The organism is Terriglobia bacterium (assembly GCA_020072645.1).
GTDB lineage: Bacteria > Acidobacteriota > Terriglobia > Terriglobales > Acidobacteriaceae > Angelobacter.
This window is the reverse complement of the sequence record JAIQGK010000013.1, coordinates 16,143-32,707: the sequence shown is the minus strand read 5'-3', so window position 1 is coordinate 32,707 and position 16,565 is coordinate 16,143. Positions and strand designations below refer to the sequence as shown.

At 55.2% G+C, this 16,565-nt stretch carries 16 protein-coding genes; 5 read left to right on the top strand and 11 right to left on the bottom strand.

Going from position 1 to position 16,565, the window contains the following annotated elements:
• Positions 1-7: 7 nt before the first annotated feature.
• The gene (locus tag LAO76_19890) at positions 8-742 is read right to left on the bottom strand and encodes a metallophosphatase family protein (GenBank protein ID MBZ5493185.1); all 735 of its coding nucleotides are present in this window, start codon (positions 740-742) and stop codon (positions 8-10) included.
• A 46-nt stretch (positions 743-788) separates the two neighbouring features.
• On the opposite strand from LAO76_19890, the gene LAO76_19885 reads away from it, so the two are divergent.
• Entirely contained in the window at positions 789-2,915 is a 2,127-nt protein-coding gene (locus LAO76_19885) for a thioredoxin domain-containing protein (GenBank protein ID MBZ5493184.1), read from the top strand.
• A gap of 212 nt (positions 2,916-3,127) precedes the next feature.
• On the top strand, positions 3,128-3,826 hold the full coding sequence (locus tag LAO76_19880; protein ID MBZ5493183.1) for a hypothetical protein: 699 nt from the start codon (positions 3,128-3,130) through the stop codon (positions 3,824-3,826).
• Between the two features lie 203 nt (positions 3,827-4,029).
• On the opposite strand, the gene LAO76_19875 is transcribed toward LAO76_19880, so the two are convergent.
• Entirely contained in the window at positions 4,030-6,216 is a 2,187-nt protein-coding gene (locus LAO76_19875; GenBank protein MBZ5493182.1) for a M28 family metallopeptidase, read from the bottom strand.
• A 145-nt stretch (positions 6,217-6,361) separates the two neighbouring features.
• Here LAO76_19875 and LAO76_19870 point away from each other — a divergent pair, with 145 nt between their 5' ends.
• Entirely contained in the window at positions 6,362-7,861 is a 1,500-nt protein-coding gene (locus LAO76_19870) for an MFS transporter (GenBank protein MBZ5493181.1), read from the top strand.
• A gap of 129 nt (positions 7,862-7,990) precedes the next feature.
• Here the strand turns inward: LAO76_19870 and LAO76_19865 are convergent, their stop codons facing one another.
• Positions 7,991-8,386: a transposase gene (locus tag LAO76_19865; protein MBZ5493180.1), complete on the bottom strand. Its 396-nt coding sequence runs from the start codon at positions 8,384-8,386 to the stop codon at positions 7,991-7,993.
• Between the two features lie 177 nt (positions 8,387-8,563).
• Here LAO76_19865 and LAO76_19860 point away from each other — a divergent pair, with 177 nt between their 5' ends.
• Positions 8,564-8,803, top strand: coding sequence for a DUF1801 domain-containing protein (locus tag LAO76_19860; protein MBZ5493179.1), 240 nt, complete (start codon positions 8,564-8,566; stop codon positions 8,801-8,803).
• Positions 8,804-8,956: 153 nt separating this feature from the next.
• Here the strand turns inward: LAO76_19860 and LAO76_19855 are convergent, their stop codons facing one another.
• From LAO76_19855 to LAO76_19835, 5 genes are all read right to left on the bottom strand, one after another.
• Complete coding sequence (locus LAO76_19855; protein ID MBZ5493178.1) at positions 8,957-10,024, bottom strand: DUF3298 domain-containing protein; 1,068 nt, start codon at positions 10,022-10,024, stop codon at positions 8,957-8,959.
• 81 nt (positions 10,025-10,105) lie between these two features.
• Complete coding sequence (locus LAO76_19850) at positions 10,106-11,224, bottom strand: HNH endonuclease (GenBank protein ID MBZ5493177.1); 1,119 nt, start codon at positions 11,222-11,224, stop codon at positions 10,106-10,108.
• 376 nt (positions 11,225-11,600) lie between these two features.
• Positions 11,601-11,927, bottom strand: a complete 327-nt coding sequence (locus LAO76_19845; GenBank protein MBZ5493176.1) for a DUF3658 domain-containing protein — start codon at positions 11,925-11,927, stop codon at positions 11,601-11,603.
• Positions 11,928-12,846: 919 nt separating this feature from the next.
• Positions 12,847-13,068, bottom strand: a complete 222-nt coding sequence (locus LAO76_19840) for a hypothetical protein (GenBank protein MBZ5493175.1) — start codon at positions 13,066-13,068, stop codon at positions 12,847-12,849.
• Positions 13,069-13,124: 56 nt separating this feature from the next.
• Positions 13,125-13,727, bottom strand: coding sequence for a hypothetical protein (locus LAO76_19835; protein ID MBZ5493174.1), 603 nt, complete (start codon positions 13,725-13,727; stop codon positions 13,125-13,127).
• A gap of 255 nt (positions 13,728-13,982) precedes the next feature.
• On the opposite strand from LAO76_19835, the gene LAO76_19830 reads away from it, so the two are divergent.
• Positions 13,983-14,651, top strand: coding sequence for a response regulator transcription factor (locus LAO76_19830; protein MBZ5493173.1), 669 nt, complete (start codon positions 13,983-13,985; stop codon positions 14,649-14,651).
• 178 nt (positions 14,652-14,829) lie between these two features.
• Here the strand turns inward: LAO76_19830 and LAO76_19825 are convergent, their stop codons facing one another.
• The 3 genes from LAO76_19825 to LAO76_19815 form a co-directional block, all read right to left on the bottom strand.
• Positions 14,830-15,180, bottom strand: coding sequence for a helix-turn-helix domain-containing protein (locus LAO76_19825; protein ID MBZ5493172.1), 351 nt, complete (start codon positions 15,178-15,180; stop codon positions 14,830-14,832).
• 236 nt (positions 15,181-15,416) lie between these two features.
• Positions 15,417-15,908 carry a GNAT family N-acetyltransferase gene (locus tag LAO76_19820; protein MBZ5493171.1) on the bottom strand — a complete coding sequence of 164 codons (492 nt, stop codon included), beginning with the start codon at positions 15,906-15,908 and terminating at the stop codon, positions 15,417-15,419.
• Positions 15,909-15,916: 8 nt separating this feature from the next.
• A complete protein-coding gene (locus tag LAO76_19815) occupies positions 15,917-16,561 on the bottom strand; it encodes a DUF2238 domain-containing protein (GenBank protein MBZ5493170.1) in 645 nt (214 codons plus the stop codon).
• Positions 16,562-16,565: the final 4 nt, after the last annotated feature.

Sequence of the window (16,565 nt, the reverse complement as noted above, 5' to 3'; positions counted from 1 at the left end):
CGCTGCTTTATCCATTCTCCGGCGGCGGTATGTAACTGCCTTTGCGGCGAATCTCCGCGATCCACTCCTTTTGCGGATAATCCGATGCCATCAGCCTGCCAACTTCCTTCTCCACGTCATAGGCCACGCGGCGGATCGTCGGCTTTCCATCATCGATCAACAGATAGGAACTTCGCGGATCGCCATCATAGGGCGAGCCTACGCTGCCAGTGTTGCAGACCGTCATGCTTCCGACTTTGCGAATGAATGGCCGATGGATGTGGCAGTAGATAATAATTTCGGCGTTCAGTGGAGCGTAAGTAGTTTCCAACTCGGCATCTTCTGCCGTATCCATAGGAGCGCGCCACACATTGCCGGGACTGGCATGCATCAGCGCCAGGTTTTCATGCCTAAGCTCCGTGGGAAGTGCGCGCAGCCAAGCCAGGCGCGATGGGCCAATCATCTTCGTCGTGGCCGGGCCAGACATATCAAAGAGCACTTTGAACAACGGCTTGAGCTGCGGCGCGGAAGCCTCCAGCGCGGGCCGCGCCGATGTGTCCCACAGCATTTCATCGGTGTTGCCCAGCACTCCGTTCCAACCTTCCTGAGCAATGCAGTCAATTACCTCACTGGGATGGCATCCACCAAAGGCGAGGTCTCCGCCGTGAAAGACCACGTCAGGCTGCTGCTGCCGCAGATCGGCCAGCACGGCATCCAGCGCCGTGAGATTCCCGTGAATGTCTGCAAGGATGGCAATTCGCATAGTGCCGCCAATTACCTCCTACCGAATAAAACGATAAACTAATCTCATGCCTGAAGTCGCCCTCAACTCGCTTGCCCACGCTTCATCTTCTTACCTGCGTTCCGCCATGCACCAGCCGATCCGCTGGCATGAGTGGGGAGCGGAGGCGTTCGACACCGCGAAGCGTGAGAACAAGCCTATCCTGCTCGATATCGGCGCGGTGTGGTGCCACTGGTGCCACGTGATGGACCGCGAGTCGTATGAGAGCCCTGAAATTGCGGCGATCGTGAACGAGCATTTCATCGCCATCAAGGTAGATCGCGACGAGCGGCCTGACGTTGACAGCCGTTACCAGACCGCGGTGCAGGCCATCAGCGGGCAGGGCGGCTGGCCGCTCACGGCGTTTCTTACGCCTGAAGGCAAGCCTTTTTATGCGGGAACATATTTTCCGCCGCAGGATTACCAGGGGCGTCCCAGCTTTAGCCGCGTGCTGCTCACGCTGGCGCAGGCTTATCGTGAAAAGCACGGTGACGTACTCGAGTCTGCTGAGAGCGTGATGAGCGCCATCAGCCAGGCTGAAGGCTTTGCCGGCAAGTCCGGATCGCTCAAGCCTGAGCTGATTGACAGCATGGTGGAATCCGCCATGAAGCTGTTTGATCCCGAGCATGGCGGCTTTGGGTCATCGCCCAAATTTCCTCATCCCAGCGGCATGGACTTGATAATGCAACGGGCCGCGGAAACCGGCAGCGCGGAACTGCTCAACGTGGTGATTGTTTCGCTCGACAAGATGGCTCGCGGCGGCGTTTATGACCAGCTCGCCGGCGGCTTCCATCGCTACTCCGTGGACGAGCACTGGATTGTTCCGCATTTTGAGAAGATGTCTTACGACAATTCCGAGCTGCTCAAGAATTACGTTCACGGGTACCAGCTTACAGGCAATGAGTTTTTTGCGTTTGTGGCGAGGGACATTGTCCGCTGGATGGACGAGGTGCTTTCTGATCGCGAGCACGGCGGCTTTTATGCTTCACAGGATGCAGACATTTCACTGGACGACGATGGCGACTATTTCACGTGGACCCTGGACGAAGCCGAAGCTGTGCTGAGCACCGACGAACTGCAAGTGGCCATGCTGCACTATGACATTGGCGAAGTGGGCGAGATGCACCACAATCCCGCCAAGAATGTGTTGTATCTGCGCGCCAGCATTGAAGAGGTGGCGGAGCGAGTGAAGAAGACGCCGGAGGAAGTGCAGGCAATTCTTGATTCGGCCAAGAAGAAGATGCTTGCCGCGCGATTGCAACGCACGACTCCGTTCGTCGACAAGACGGTTTACGTGGGCTGGAATGCGCTTTGCATTTCCGCTTACCTGAAAGCCGCGCGCGTATTAAAGCTTGAAGATGCGCGGCGATTTGCGTTGCGCTCGCTCGATCGCATTCTTTCCCAGGGATGGGATGCGAAGCTGGGCTTGCAGCGCGTGCTTGCCTATTCAGATCCTCAGGCAGCGAAGCGTCGCGTTGCCGGCGTGCTGGAAGATTATGCGTTCACGGCCATTGCCTGCCTGGACGCATATGAAGCCAGCGCCGACCTGAGCTATTTCCACTTTGCGGAGAAGATTATTGCCGCCATGGTGGTGCGCTTCCGTGATCCCAATGAAGGCGGCTTCTTTGACATGGCCAGCGGGCCAGACGTGGGCGATGGACTGGTGCTGGGCGCGCTTGCCGCACGGCGCAAGCCTTTGCAGGATTCACCCACGCCCGCGGGCAATCCCATGGCCGCAATCGCTCTGCTGCGGCTGCACGCTTATACCAACGACGCAAAGCACCGCGATCTTGCTGAAGGAACATTGAAGGCATTTGCCGGAATCGCCGCGCACTACGGCCTCTTTGCATCGACGTATGGAATCGCGCTGGGGATGTATCTGCATCCGCACACCCAGGTGGTGGTCGTCGGAAGCGGAGCAAGAGCGGAGCAACTTGAGGCCGCAGCGCTCAAACATTTGTCGTTGAACCAGTCCGTTCTCCATTTGCCGGAAGGGGAGGCGGTACCCCAGATGCTTCCACCCGTGCTGGCGGAAACGATCCCGAACTTGCCGGCGATCAAGAAAGGGCACACAGTTGCCGTGATTTGCAGCGGCTTTAGCTGCAAGCCGCCGATCGCTGAGCCTGCTGAGTTGGAGAAAGCGCTCGAACCCTAATCTTGATCTGCTTGCTAAAAACCCCAAACCTCACCACAGATGACACTGATAACACTGATTTACACGGATCAAAAAAGTTCATAGAACTCTTTTAAATTTAAAATCCGTGTCATCCGTGTTCATCTGTGGTGGGATTTGCTTTTTGTACAAAGCCGTCCTGATCAAGAATATCGTGGACTCCGGCATGTGTGTTGACGAATACTTGAGGAGCCATGAAGGAAGCCCGATATATATTGCTTCTCTTGTCGCTGGTTGCCGGGGCAACTACGCTGGCCAACTGCCAACAGATTTTGCAATGCACCGTGCCATCGACCCGCCCGGGAGCCACGGACGACGACTTTGTGCGGCCCAGGAGCGCTGAGGAGGTCGCGAGGCTTAAGCAAGCGCCGCACGGCGCGAAACGGCTGGGAGCTCATACTATTGAAGTCGGCTGGGCTGGCGGCAAGCGCATACTGAAAGACAAGCCGCCTTACGATGAGCCTCTTGATGGCCTTCGCTGGATTTATTGCGGCTATAACGCAGATTTGAAATTGCACATGCTTCTTAAAGAAGATAAGGGGCTCTTTACCGGATCGCTCGTCGACGAGGCGACCGGGGCGATCTTGCCGGGCGGGCAAAAAGTGTTGTTCTCAAAGAATGCAGAATACTACCTGGCTTACGAACAGCCTGATGGCCAGGATGGGGAAACAATCAAACTCTACCGGCGCAACGGCACACTGCTGTGGAAGGGCTACAACGGCTTTCTCTCAGCAAACAGAAAAGATGTGCTTGCTACTTTTGAAAGCATGCACTGGGACGACCACAACCGGCTGCAGGCCATTGCACGCCGGGAAGATGGAAAGACACAGACCGTCACTATGACACAAGGACGCGTCGGCAAATGGGATTGGCTGCCGCACATTTCGAAGTAGCACGTCGCTTTGCACAAAAACCCAAACCTTACCGCTGATGACACTGATTACACGGATTTACACGGATCAAAAAAAGTTCAATTACCGATTTCGAATTTGTAAATCCGTGTGCATCCGTAGTGAGATTTGCTTTTTATGCAAAACTTGAGCACATTCTCAACGGCCTCCGCCACGCAAAATCAAATTGAGGACAACCAAAGTCCTCACATATATCCTTCCAGCACTCCGGCAGCGCGATTAAGCGCGTCGGTCAGTATTTGCAATTGCGATGTCGTGAGCTGCGCGTCTTTCGCGTCAATCGATTCATTCACGCCGGGAATCACTACGGCGGCGTAGCCGGTGTATTGTCCCGGAGCATAGATCAGATGCCGGAACCACGGGCGATTTGGCAGGCCCTGCGGCGAAAGCAGCGCGCGCTCTGCGGCAATCAAAACCTGATTGAGCTTGGTTCCATCCTGCGGCGGATTTTTTTGCACTGCAAGAATCTTTGCGCCGGCATTTATGAAGCGCTTGGCCGCGTCAGAGGCTTTGGTGAAATCAGGAGCGTTGGCGCCCAGCATGCGCGTAGCTTTGTCGCGCGAGTTGTCGATATAAGCGCCGATTTCCTTGCCGTAAAGCTCGTAGTCGTAAGGCAGCACGTCGGCCTGAGACATGTGCAGCGCTTCAATGCCAAAGACGCGAGCCATCTCCTGTTCGTAGACAAAGGTGGGATCGGCAAATTTCTTGAACCAGTTGAAGTTGTCAAACGCAGAGTGGTACACGCCATACTGGCCGCTGGACGTCATGTCAGTGGAGGGAATGCCCAAGTGCTGGATGAAAACGCTGTAATCAGATCCGCTGCCGAGATCACCGACGGGCACATCATTTTCAACACGGGCGTTGGGCGTGCGACCCTGGCCGCTGTCAGGGCGGCGCTGCGGCTGTCCCATCTTTTCATCTTTCCACACGTTGTAAAGCATGCCGCCTTTGGGGCTGGGGACAACTTTGGTTACGTCGCGCATAAAGCCTTTGAGGCTCGGCACCGCTGAAGCGCCAAAATTTGAGCCTGACACCGCGACGTCAAGATTGAAATACGCGACGGCGTGGGCCAGATCTTTTTCGTGCTCCTCGCCCCATTCGGTACTTCCTATCAATCCTTCTTCCTCTGCGTCCCATGATGCAAATACGATTGTGCGGTCGGGCTTCCATCCGCGCCGCAGAAGATCGGCAAAGCCGTGGACTGTCTCCAGCATTGCCGCGGTGCCGCTGTTCGGGTCCACGGCGCCATACACCCACGCATCGCGATGGTTCCCCAGCACCACCCACTCGTCGGGATATTTCGTTCCCTTAATTTTTCCGATCACATTCCAGATGGTCCAATATCTGTAATTTTGCTTCAGGTGTATCTTCACCTTCACCGGCCCGGGGCCAATGTGATAAGTAAACGGCAGCGCGCCTTGCCAGTCGCGCGGCGTCTCCGGCCCAGCCAGATTTTGCAGGATGGGTTCCGCGTCTCCGTACGAAAGCGGCGTTGTCGGAATCTTGGGCATGTCCGCTGCCTTCTCCGGCGGCACGCGCTTCGACTCCGGCAAATCGACGGTGGACGCAAATCCCGGCGTCGTGGGATCGCCCGGATACTTGAACATGTACTGAATCGACCCGCGCTGCACGCCGCTCTCCGGACGCCACGGCCCCTTCGGATACGCATCGCCCTTGAAGTAGCCATCATCAATCGGGTCAGAATAGATGATCACTCCCGCCGCGCCGTGTTCTTCCGCCACAAAACTTTTTACGCCGCGAAAATTATCTCCATAGCGGACAATCACAATCTTTCCCCGCACATCGACTTTCAAGTCCTCAAGCTTTTTAAAATCCTCCGGCCTACCATAATTCGCGTATACGACTTCCGCCTCAACGTCGCCCGATGGCGACGATCCGTTAAACGGCATCACCACGCGCGGATTGTCCGCCAGCGGGTCGCCTTCAACATGTTCCGGCCGCGGGCCATTCATCTTCACGTTGGCTGGCGCAGTCACCGTCACGCTGATCTCTGACGGACGATTCATCCACACCGAATACTTGACCTCTTCCGTCTCCAGGCCGGCAATGTCAAAGTGCTTGGCCACGTGGTCCGCCGTGGCTTTGTCTTCCACTGAGCCGGCGATGTGCGGCAACGCCGTGAGGATCTTCAAGTGCTGCTCCGCGCGCGCCGGGCTGGGACTGGCCAGAAATTCCTGGTCCACCTGATACTGCTTGGCAAAATCCCTGAAGCCAAAAATTTGCGTGGGGGCAACTTGCGAAGCCGCGCCCTGCGCGGAAGCGGCAGGCGTGGGGCTGCTCTGCGACCCAGGGTTTTGCGACGACCCGGCCCGGTTCTGCAGGGCAAAACTGGAAAGTACAAAGACCGATATAACAACGACGATAAGTTTGGCGCGTTTCAATTTGGTACTCCTGGTTGGTTCCACCCAAGGTTTGTGAACGAACGTACTGCCTTAAGGGGAAACGAAAAAGCTTACACTATAGCGTGGCATTTATTCGAATCAGGGTCATGGGAAATTGAGTACGAACGCAGAAATAAATGGCGGCAGCACAGCGCGTCCCCCGGTCGCGAACCCGATCGGCAATGCCACGGTCTGTGAATCAAAGATCGGCGAATCCCCACTTTGTGAATCAACGACCGGCGGAACAACGACCGCTGAATCAACTATCACTGAACCCATCGGCCAAGTAAAAGTCGATGAACTTACCGCCAGCGAACTAACCGCCGAACCCACGCTCCCGCGCGCTGACGCCGTCGATGGCCTGGCTCACGGCGCGGTTACTGACGCGGCTGAAACCACCGTCATTGAAATTCCGCGGCTGGCCCGCGCTCTGCGCCATCGTGATTTTCGGCTCTTCTGGACAGGCAACTTCCTCTCCAACATCGGCACCTGGATGCAGAACATTGCCCAGGGCTGGCTGGTGCTGCAGCTTACCAACTCCGCTTTCTGGCTTGGAGTGGTGGGCTTTGCCGCATCGTTTCCCATTCTGCTGTTTGCGCTCATCGGCGGCGTAATTGCGGACCACGTTAACAAGCGCAAAATGCTCATGATCACGCAGTCCGCCATGATGGTTTTTGCTTTCATCATGGCCGCGCTGGCCTGGTTCAAAATCATCAACGTGCATGAGATTGTTTTTCTTGCGCTCGGCACCGGCATTGCCATGTCACTCAATACGCCTACGTATCAGGCGCTGGTGCCGCAGCTTGTTCCACGAGAAGACCTCACCAACGCCATCGCGCTCAACTCCGCGCAGTTCAATATGTCGCGCGTGCTGGGTCCAACGCTCGGCGGCTTTGCCATGGCGCTCATCGGCGTGGCCGGAAATTTCTTTCTCAACGGACTCAGCTTCCTCGCCGTGCTCATCGCGCTCACCCGCATCCGCTATACAGAGCCAGCCGCCCTCGCTGAAGGCCATCTCTGGGAAAAGCTCAAACAGGGTTTTACTTACGTCTTCCGGCATTCCGCCATGTCGTCTCTGGTGTTGCTGGTGGCCATCGGCAGCCTGCTGGCCATTCCGTATCTAACCTTTGTTCCATACTTTGCCCGCGACGTTCTTGGCACCGGCGAGCCCGGCCTCGGCATCCTCATGGCCTGCTCCGGCGCGGGCGCGTTTCTCGGCGCCATCACCATCGCGTGGCTCATGCATCTTCGCCGCCGGGGTCTCTTCGTTGTCCGCGCTTCCGCCGGATTCTTCGCCGCCATCATCGCTTTCACCTTCTCGCGCAACTTCTATCTTTCCGGGCTGCTGCTCGCCGTCGCCGGCTATTGCATGATCATCTCCGTGGCCACCATTAACTCTCTGCTGCAACACCTTGCAGAAGACCACATGCGCGGACGCGTGATGAGCATCTATTCCACCGCGTTTCTCGGTTTGCCCCCGATCGGCTGCCTCATCGCCGGATCGTTGTCTCATCTCTTTTACGCGCCTCACGTTATTGCCGGTATGTGCTCGCTGGCGATAGGAGGAAGCATGGCGGTGTATGTGAATAAGGAAGGGCTGAGGGAGTTGGATTGAGAAGAATGGCTCTTGGCTTTTGGCTCTTGGCTATTGGTCTTTTGCGGCCGACGACACTTTTTGCGTCCGCCAGACAGTAGCAGGGCCCGGGCTTTAGCCGGGCCGTAAAGATGATAAAAGGTACCGGCTTTAGCCGCTGGCCTTTTTCTTTTTCCTCAAATACGCGGAGCAATACGGATACTCTTCCGCGCTCTTTGCCAAGCCCGCTTTCACCGGGTTCTCATCGATATACTTCTTATGCGCCAGGTAACTCTTTCGGTCCAGTACCCGGACTTCGGAGAACCCCAGCGGCCAGATCTCTCCTGCCAACCCTAGCTCTTTATTCCGTCGGAATGAATACCCGCCTTTGATGAGTTGGGCCGCGCGTTCAATGCTCGTATTGCCGTCAACAGTCAGGAGCACGTGGAAGTGGTCCGGCATCACCACGAACTCGTGCAGCTTGAACTTGCCGGCCAGGGTGTTTGTCCGCAGCACGTCGATAAAAAGCTCGGCTTCGTTCTTGGCCTGAAAAAACGGTCGGTCCATGTAGGTCTTACACCCGGCGAAAAACGTCCGCCGACCCGCGACGATATTACGCCGGTCCGATTTTCGGGTGAGCTTTACCATAGGCAGCGGCTAAAGCCGGAATTCTACTACGGGACTCTTCCGGCCCGGCTGAAGCCCGGGCCCTGATACGAAGCAGATCTCGCTCCAGCGGAGTCCGTGAAAGTGATTCCCGCGTTCAAGCACAAGAAAGTGCTCGTCTGGTACGCCGCATTTTCCAACCATTGCAGCCTGTTTCCCACTGCCGCCGTGATTGAGCAGTTCAAGGACGAGCTAAAGGGCTTCTCTACATCCAAAGGGACCGTGCACTTTCCCACGGACAAGCCCATGCCGGTTGAGTTGATTAAGAAGATGGTGAGGGCGCGAGTCGTACAAAATGAAAGCGGCAAGAGAAGGTAGTGTTTCTCTTTTCCCCGGCGAGACAAGTGTCGGCATGAGTTTACTCGGGCCATCGCCATGCCCCCTAACCCCTGTCGTCCTGAGGAATCGAAGGATCCCGAAAATGCCTTCCCTGCCATGCTGCTTCAGGAAGTTCTCACCAAAGTGGTTGAGCTACCTCCAGTGCAGCATTCCAGCTCTGTCTTCTCGGATAACCGATTTGAGCTCGTATTCGGGAACAAAGACAGCGTACTTACCCTCCGCATGTGAGCCCACCGTGTATGTATCGAAATGAATCACGATTCCATTATTTCTCAAAGAAAAACAGGTGAAATTCTCGTATTTGGGCCCAGCGCCGGACAAAATCCATTCATCCTTCAAATTCTTTAGCTGTTCTATCGTTTCATCGTAACCGGCCCACCGGACCAGTTTTTGTTTGTGAAGATCGGTCACACAATATTTAGACAATATTTCCAAATACTTGCTGGACTCCCGGAACAGATCGCGCAGCTCCAATTGCAATGAAGGCTGCCGCTGAAAATTTTGGGTCATCGTTCCTGTATTCGGGTGCGCTGCACCTGCAAAGTAGCTCACAAGTTGAAATTCAATCGAAAGCACATCACGAGTGAACAGCACCACTTCATGAGACATGCTGAGGCCATCTAAGACTATTGCAGGAAATTCGCCCTTCTTCATCTCATTTTTTATGGCTGTTCGGCTCATTGCTTCTGCACGAAACCTTTGTAACTGACGTGTAACCAAGGCATTGATACACAGGTTTGTCTCGGTATCCGGCGGCGAGTAGCTCGCTCCGATCAAGGGGTAATCCGCTTCGAACTCATAGGTATGTTCTTCACTTTTTTCTCTGATCTGAAGATATCTTAGAACTCCTGAGTCTACAGCTGGGACCTCTGAGATACCACCTTGCTCATTGCGTCTTGCTTGAACTCGCTTGACCCAGTCAGCTTTATATTTTTTGACCTGAGCAGCATCAAGCTTCCTATCAAAACCGCCACGGATTTGCGTTTCCCGATGACAATCAAAACAGAGAACAGCCAAATTTTGGGCAGAGCTGTTGCCGGGATCATCATCTATATGGTGGAGTTGAACGGGTTTCCCTCGCACACGGCAAACACAACATGTCCGATCCGACTCAAAGAGGACTTCCGTTGCTATGTCGGAGGGAATCTCGATTCTTTGCTTTTTCTGGGCCATCGACAATGAGGGTAAAAGTTCAACCATCCGGAGGTCAATTTCCGGACTTCGATAGGCCGAGCACAACGCGCTGCAAAGGCCCAAGAAAGGACGATTCCGCCAACTGCTCTAAGAACTTGGTACATACTCAAACATCAGATCCGGCCCTAACCTACGAAGCGTTCCCGCACCACCAAATCCTAAAGTACCACCTACCGCATATGTATAGTGCTCGACGAGAATCTCTTCTACTCCGTCGCCGTCCAGGTCAGCACGCAGGAGCTCCCGTAGCATTGCACCGGCACCCTCCCACTCGAATACCAAACGAGTGCTCGAGACATCTACTATCTTAAGATTCCCTGCGCGTGCCAGCTCCTGTAGTGAGGACTCTTTGAGCTCTTCAATTCGACGATCATGGTCTGGACCAATAGTGGGAAGCACGTCTTTCGGAAGAAGCTGGAGGTCTGCGACACCAACGGACGGATTGCTTACATAGCTCAGCGAGGGAATCTGGGCGCGGGTAACTGCGTCTAATATCGCGTCCGCACTACTTAGAAATGCCTGCATCTTCAAGGCAAAGTTGGTCACGGGATAATATCCGGCGGCACGCGCGACTCGATATTCTCGGCAAGTGCGAATGGTCATCGAGCTCCCCGAATTATTGACAAACTCGATGCCATCGATATCTCGTGTACTGCCAAAGAGTACAGGCTTATCGAGCAAAGCGTCTATCGACTCCTTACGCAGCTCGCCTTCTACAGAGCCGTCAAAAAACTCAAGCCCGGCGCTCAGCGAGAATGATCCCGTATTGGATTGCATATCGGAGAGGTCTGCCAAGCTTATGCTTCCCGTATCTAGTGCATTGCGAAGAATGACTAGGATTCTTTCTTTACGATCCTGGAGCTTGAGAGACTCGAGCTGACGAAGAACCGCTACCTCTTTCCTTGACGCAATTTCTAAATAGAACCGGGCAGTCGCGGGGTTGAACATCTGGCCAGTTTTGGCAAGATTGCAGCGTCGATGCGCCGGGACGAGGTTCGGGATGGAATTCAAAGTAAATTCAGAAGGAAGCTCCAACTCTGCCTGGATTCGTGCTAGCTCGGTGCGATTATCGTTAAGGTTTTCGGGTATTACGTGGTCGACTTCCAATTCTCCGAAGTTGATCAGCTCGCCACAATAAAGACATTTCTTCCCATGTGCTCGCCAAATCGCAACTCTCGTTTGGACGGGCACTTGATACTTGGACATACTCGCAGTCTACATGACTTGGCGTTGATCGACAGACTCCTGTCAGTGCTTCTCCGTGCCTCCGTGGTGAAAATTGCCTTTCCGATTACGCGCGATCACGGCGATCCACATCCCCCTCATCACCTGCTAAACTCAATCTCTTCCGACGGTTCCATCAGGTTATGATCCCAGCACGCGCTGCGGTGATCAGCGCCGTTAGGCGCGTCGCGAAGTTGGCCCAAAGTTAGCCCAGTACGGCCGGAGGCGCGCTTGCGCGCTGAAGGGGTAAGTGCTGGGTTAGCTGAACAAACAAATCATTCCACACGCCGTAGGCCAGCGCGCAGCGGAGCGGAGCACGCAAAAGACGCAATAACCTGGCTCAAAGATGGGTGCGCTCTTATGACGACCCCATCGGCTTCTCATCGCGAACGCGAATCTCGCTGTAACGCATGCGATTCAGGTTTCCCGCTGCCTCAATAACACCGGATTCAGCCAGATGCTTGATGCGGGTTGAATAGAACATGTCCGGCAGGCCGGGAAATTCGAGATCGAGAACCAACATCGTCTGGCCAATGACTCGCGCAACCTTACTCCACTGGTGCGATGTGTTGGAAAGAAGACACTCGTCAATGCGCTTAAGATCGGCAGCCGTCAGCAGACGCGCTTGCGCCTCTTCCTCAGGGGTGAGAGGGCCGTCGGGTTGTTTGTCATCGGATTCCGTCATTGCTTTGGCTCGTTTCGAATATATCTTCTTTCGCCTCAATCCAGGGCGGACATTCCGGCCAGTTAAAATGCTGCGCGCAGCTCAGCGAAGCACACATGACCGAACTTTTCCACAGCAAGGCGAGAACTTTACTCTTGACGGATGGGCGAACAAATGGTAGAGTGTGATATTCGGCCCTGAGGTTGAAGTGTGTCCTGGGGCCTTGATCTTTGACAACAAGCCATCAGCACTCAGCAGTCAGCCCGGTTCGGAACGTGATTTTAGATCGTTCGGCTCCCGGCTGCGCCGCTCCCCTTCGACTGCGCTCAGGGCTCTGGCCTTTGGCCATCGGCAGGAACGATGACAGTTGGAAGCGCGGCGGTTTTCCACCCCGTCAAGCCAACGGCGGGCTCGTCGGGGACCCCGGTTTGCACCGCGCAGCTTTATGATGTTGCGACCCTCTGCCGACTTGGGATTGGGTCTGGGATTGGGTGGCCCTTGGGTGGCCCTTGGGCCACCCAAGGGCCACCCAAGGGCCACCCAAGCGCCACGCAAGGGCCATCCAAGGGTCGATTTGGATAACCCCTTTGTTTGCAACAAAAGTGCAAAAATAGGGGGTGGGGGGCGAAAAGTGGGCTTCGCCAATTTAGATCGTTCGACTCCCGGCAGTCGCCGGTCGCTCACGATGACAGTTTGAGGCGCGGCGAATTTGCGCCGCGCGGCTTATTGGGTGATCGCCGACATCGCGCGTGATCGGAAAGGCAAAACCTGCTAACCACAAAGGACACGAAGGAACACAGAGGAATTGCCAAAGTCGCCCAGCACCCCGTGATCGAAAAACCAAAAGCGCACCGCGGAGAAGGCAAAATCTACCACTGAGGCACTGAGGCACTGAGGCACGGAGAGCAACCCGAGATCGCGAAAAGGAAAAGGTGAAGTCCTAACTGTCTTTGCGATACAGCAGTTCGCGCATTGCTTGGCGGCGGGCTTCGTTCGCCTCTTTGGCATTCTCGTGTTGGGCGCCGCCCACGCGGTCACGGGTCGCAGGATCGGCAGCGTCAGGCTCGCTGCACGCCGGACAGCGGTTGGCAAAGCCGGGCTTGTCCGGCTTGAGCTCAAACTCTTCTGAGCAGACGACGCAAACTTTAATGGGAAAGGCCATGCTGTTTTTAGGATACAGCGAGCGGGAAAAGTGTTGTGCAAAAAAAGCCGTGCCGCTCAGGCTTTGGGCTTGGCTTTCAGCTTGGCCTGGCCGTTCTGCAGTTCCACGGTGTATTCCACGGCCTTGCAGCCATATTCTTTTTGCAGCTGCGCGGTCTTCTGTTTCACGAACTTCTTGAATGAGTCCAGGTTGGCGGCGCTTTTTTCACCGGTCTTCTTGCGCGCATCAGTGAGCGCCTGAAACAGTGACTCCACGTGCGTATGGTCTGAGCCATCGGAAACGGACATGCTGAACGGGCGGTCTTCGGTTGCCGCAGCATGGTGCTTCATCGCCTTTTGCGCTTCATGCTCTTCGTCCGTACGCAGGCCCTGGATTCCCAGCACGGCATCCTGCGGCCGCCGGTAGCCTTCTTCCTTGATGACGAGCTTCTGCTGCCACAGCGCGTTATAGAGCGCATAGCGTTGCTGGATGGTGGTATAGCGGTACCGCTGGGCGTAATTCATGCGGTTGCCGTCAGAGAACTTTTTCAGCAGGTTCTTGACCTTCCACTCCACGTCGGTGGGTGGTTTCTTGGAGCCTCCGCCAAAGTACATGTCGTACTCGATTTTCAGCCGGCGCAGCTGGTCTTCGAGCACGTTGAGTTCTTCGTCAATCGCCAAAGTGGCAGCTCCAGTTCCAGGGTCGGGCTCAAGGAGAGCATTTACGCGGAATATACCATAGACCGCAGCGGCCTTCCTACGTACTCAAGGTACACCCGGCGACCCTCACTGCGGTACTTTGCCAGCGGGCATTCGTCCTCGATAGCCCTGGGGGGCGGCGGTCGGCGATTTTTTACCGCTTGGGCCAACCTGCGAAGGAGGCATTTCATCATCCCTCTGAATTGCATCTAAGAAAGGGTATTCAAAGGACTAATCATGCTTCCTAAGGTCGTCGCTAAAAATCGAACCCGGATCGTTATTGCAGACGATCACACCGTCTTGCGTGAATCCCTTGCCGCTTTACTTTCCACGCAGCCCGATTTTGTGGTGGAAGGGCGCGCTTCCAACGGTCAGGAGGCCCTGGCAATCATGAAAGAGCAGCCGCCGGACGTGTTGCTGCTGGATCTCTTCATGCCGGAAGGAGACGGGTTTGAAGTGCTGCGCACCCTGGATCGCGCCGGAAGCCGTGTTGCCGCCGTGGTGCTTACCGGCTCAGACAACGAACTTGATTACGCTCAGGTGGTAAAGCTCGGCGCTCGCGGGCTGGTGCTCAAGAGCGATGGCCCGGAAAAATTGTTCGCCGCCGTGCGCACCGTCGCCAACGGAGAGCTTGCATTCTCTGATGAACTGGCCCAGCAGGTCCTTACCACCATGACGGCGGAATCCAAAACTTCCGCCAACACCATGAGCCGGCTTTCCACCCGTGAGCGACAGATTGCTTATCACGTGGCCCGCGGCATGAAGAACAAAGACATTGGCGAAGCGCTCACTATCAGCGAAAACACAGTCAAGCGCCACCTGCAAAGCATCTTTACTAAAACCGGTGCGCGTGACCGACTTGAACTGGCCGTGCTGGCCCTGAGCGAAGCAAGCAAGGCAGCGTAAGAGCAATTAGCACATAGCAATTGGCAATTAGCCAAGGCGATGAGCCGCGAAGCACGCGAATCAAAATCTTAGATTGTGAATCGTGTTTATTTGCCGCCGATTTTAATTGGTCTTTATCAGCAGAAATCTGCGGCCATGCTCCTCAGCTGAATACTGAGTGCTGATGGCTGATTGCTTTTTACTTCCCTGCGCCTGCGGCCATCTTTTTCACCATGGCCAGCACCAGCTTGCGGTCGCTGTCATTCAAACCCATGGAATAACGCCGGATCTGGGTCAGAAAGCGTACTTCATCTTCAGTAAGGGCCGGAAGATGTTTGGTGTTGCCGTTGGAAAAATGGTCGGCAAAGAACTGCCCTAGCGGCAGCTCCATTGCGCTGGCAATTTTGGAAAGCGTATCCAGTGAAGGGATGGTGTGGCCATTTTCCACGCGTGAAAGGTAGCAGCGCAAAAGCCCGGTGCGCTTCTCAATGTCACCCTGTGACATGCCTTTCTGCAGTCGATAAGTCCTGATTGTTTCGCCTATATTCATCGCTGGGACCAGCTCTTTGATCATTCGTTCCCGGGGTGATTGGATAGTAACCAGATAAGCAACTTTCTGCAAGAACATTTTTTGTCAATAGAAGCTGTGGCGATTCGCGATCCGGATTTCTGGATCGCAAGCGATGGTCACTGCGGCCAGTGCTAATGCGAACCATGATTGCTCCGGCAAAAACCCTATATTTACCATTTTGACATCAATCCGCGCAACGCAATTGCTGCTCGATTTCACGCAGTCGCCTGCCGCCGAGTCAATGCCAGCTCCATAAACAACGTATGTCCGACTGGGGTCTGGTAATAGGGATCAGTTTCCTTGAATCCCAGTTCGCGGTACATGGCGATTGCGGAATCCATTTTACCGGCGACCGTGTCCAGCCTCATTCGTGAATATCCGATTTCAGCCGCTGCCCGGATGACATGCTCCGCCAGCACTCGACCAATGTTATGGCCGCGAAACTCCGGCCGCACATAAAGCCGTTTCATCTCGCACAGCCCCGCTTCGTCCAGAGGCCGTAGTGCAATCACGCCTGCCGGTTTTCCGTCCCACAACGCCAGCAGAAGCTGTCCTGCTGGCGGCGCGTACTTGCCCGGCAGTGATTGCATCTCGTCTTCAAATCCCTGGAAGCAGAGTTTGAATTCCAGCCAGGCTGCATATTCTTCAATCAGCTGCCGCGCTGTGGCGATTTGTTCCGGGGTTTCGGCTTGTATGATCGTCAACATCTCAAGACTCACCCAGCCGCTTGTGCCGTGTTTTTTTTTGCTTCCATCCGGCTGATAAGCCCGTCATGCCAGCGGGAGAAAAACAGCAGGGCCGTCAACGCGCCCACGGCTGCGGTCGCCATGTCTTCCTGTGTGTCCCACGGATCACCCTGTGTGCCCAGAAAAGCGTCCGCCGCCGATCCCGTACCGACGGCAACTCGCCATTCCAGCAACTCATAAGCCGCGCTTACCGCCAGGCAGATACTCAATACGATGAAGAGCAGCCACCCGCGCTTCAAAACAATTTTTCGCCGCAAGAGAACTTCCCGGGCCACCAGTGCCGGTACAAAGCCCTGGGCAAAATGTCCCACTCGATCGTAATCATTCCGCGCCAGATGGTAATGATCTCGGATCCAGTTAAACAGCGGCACCTCGGCGTAGGTGTAATGCCCGCCTACAAAAAGAATGCACGCATGGAGCGTGATGAGCAGATACACGAACGAAGTGAATTGAAACCGAGGGTAGGTAATGGCGAGCGCGGCCAGCGCCAGAATCGCCGGGAATATTTCCAGCACCCAGGTGAAGTAATCGTGTGGATGGACGGCAGACCACGTCAGCACAATCGTGAAAAAGCACAGAAGTACGCCAAGAACATATCTCTGTTCACGCGGCATTGGG

Coding starts and splice junctions, on each gene's coding strand:
- LAO76_19865 (MBZ5493180.1), bottom strand. CDS start 8,386: ATGGACCGACCGTTTTTTCAGGCCAAGAACGAAGCCGAGCTTTTTATC.
- LAO76_19880 (MBZ5493183.1), top strand. CDS start 3,128: ATGAAGGAAGCCCGATATATATTGCTTCTCTTGTCGCTGGTTGCCGGG.
- LAO76_19850 (MBZ5493177.1), bottom strand. CDS start 11,224: ATGTCCAAGTATCAAGTGCCCGTCCAAACGAGAGTTGCGATTTGGCGA.
- LAO76_19840 (MBZ5493175.1), bottom strand. CDS start 13,068: ATGGCCTTTCCCATTAAAGTTTGCGTCGTCTGCTCAGAAGAGTTTGAG.
- LAO76_19855 (MBZ5493178.1), bottom strand. CDS start 10,024: ATGGTTGAACTTTTACCCTCATTGTCGATGGCCCAGAAAAAGCAAAGA.
- LAO76_19885 (MBZ5493184.1), top strand. CDS start 789: ATGCCTGAAGTCGCCCTCAACTCGCTTGCCCACGCTTCATCTTCTTAC.
- LAO76_19815 (MBZ5493170.1), bottom strand. CDS start 16,561: ATGCCGCGTGAACAGAGATATGTTCTTGGCGTACTTCTGTGCTTTTTC.
- LAO76_19890 (MBZ5493185.1), bottom strand. CDS start 742: ATGCGAATTGCCATCCTTGCAGACATTCACGGGAATCTCACGGCGCTG.
- LAO76_19830 (MBZ5493173.1), top strand. CDS start 13,983: ATGCTTCCTAAGGTCGTCGCTAAAAATCGAACCCGGATCGTTATTGCA.
- LAO76_19825 (MBZ5493172.1), bottom strand. CDS start 15,180: ATGAATATAGGCGAAACAATCAGGACTTATCGACTGCAGAAAGGCATG.
- LAO76_19820 (MBZ5493171.1), bottom strand. CDS start 15,908: ATGTTGACGATCATACAAGCCGAAACCCCGGAACAAATCGCCACAGCG.
- LAO76_19845 (MBZ5493176.1), bottom strand. CDS start 11,927: ATGACGGAATCCGATGACAAACAACCCGACGGCCCTCTCACCCCTGAG.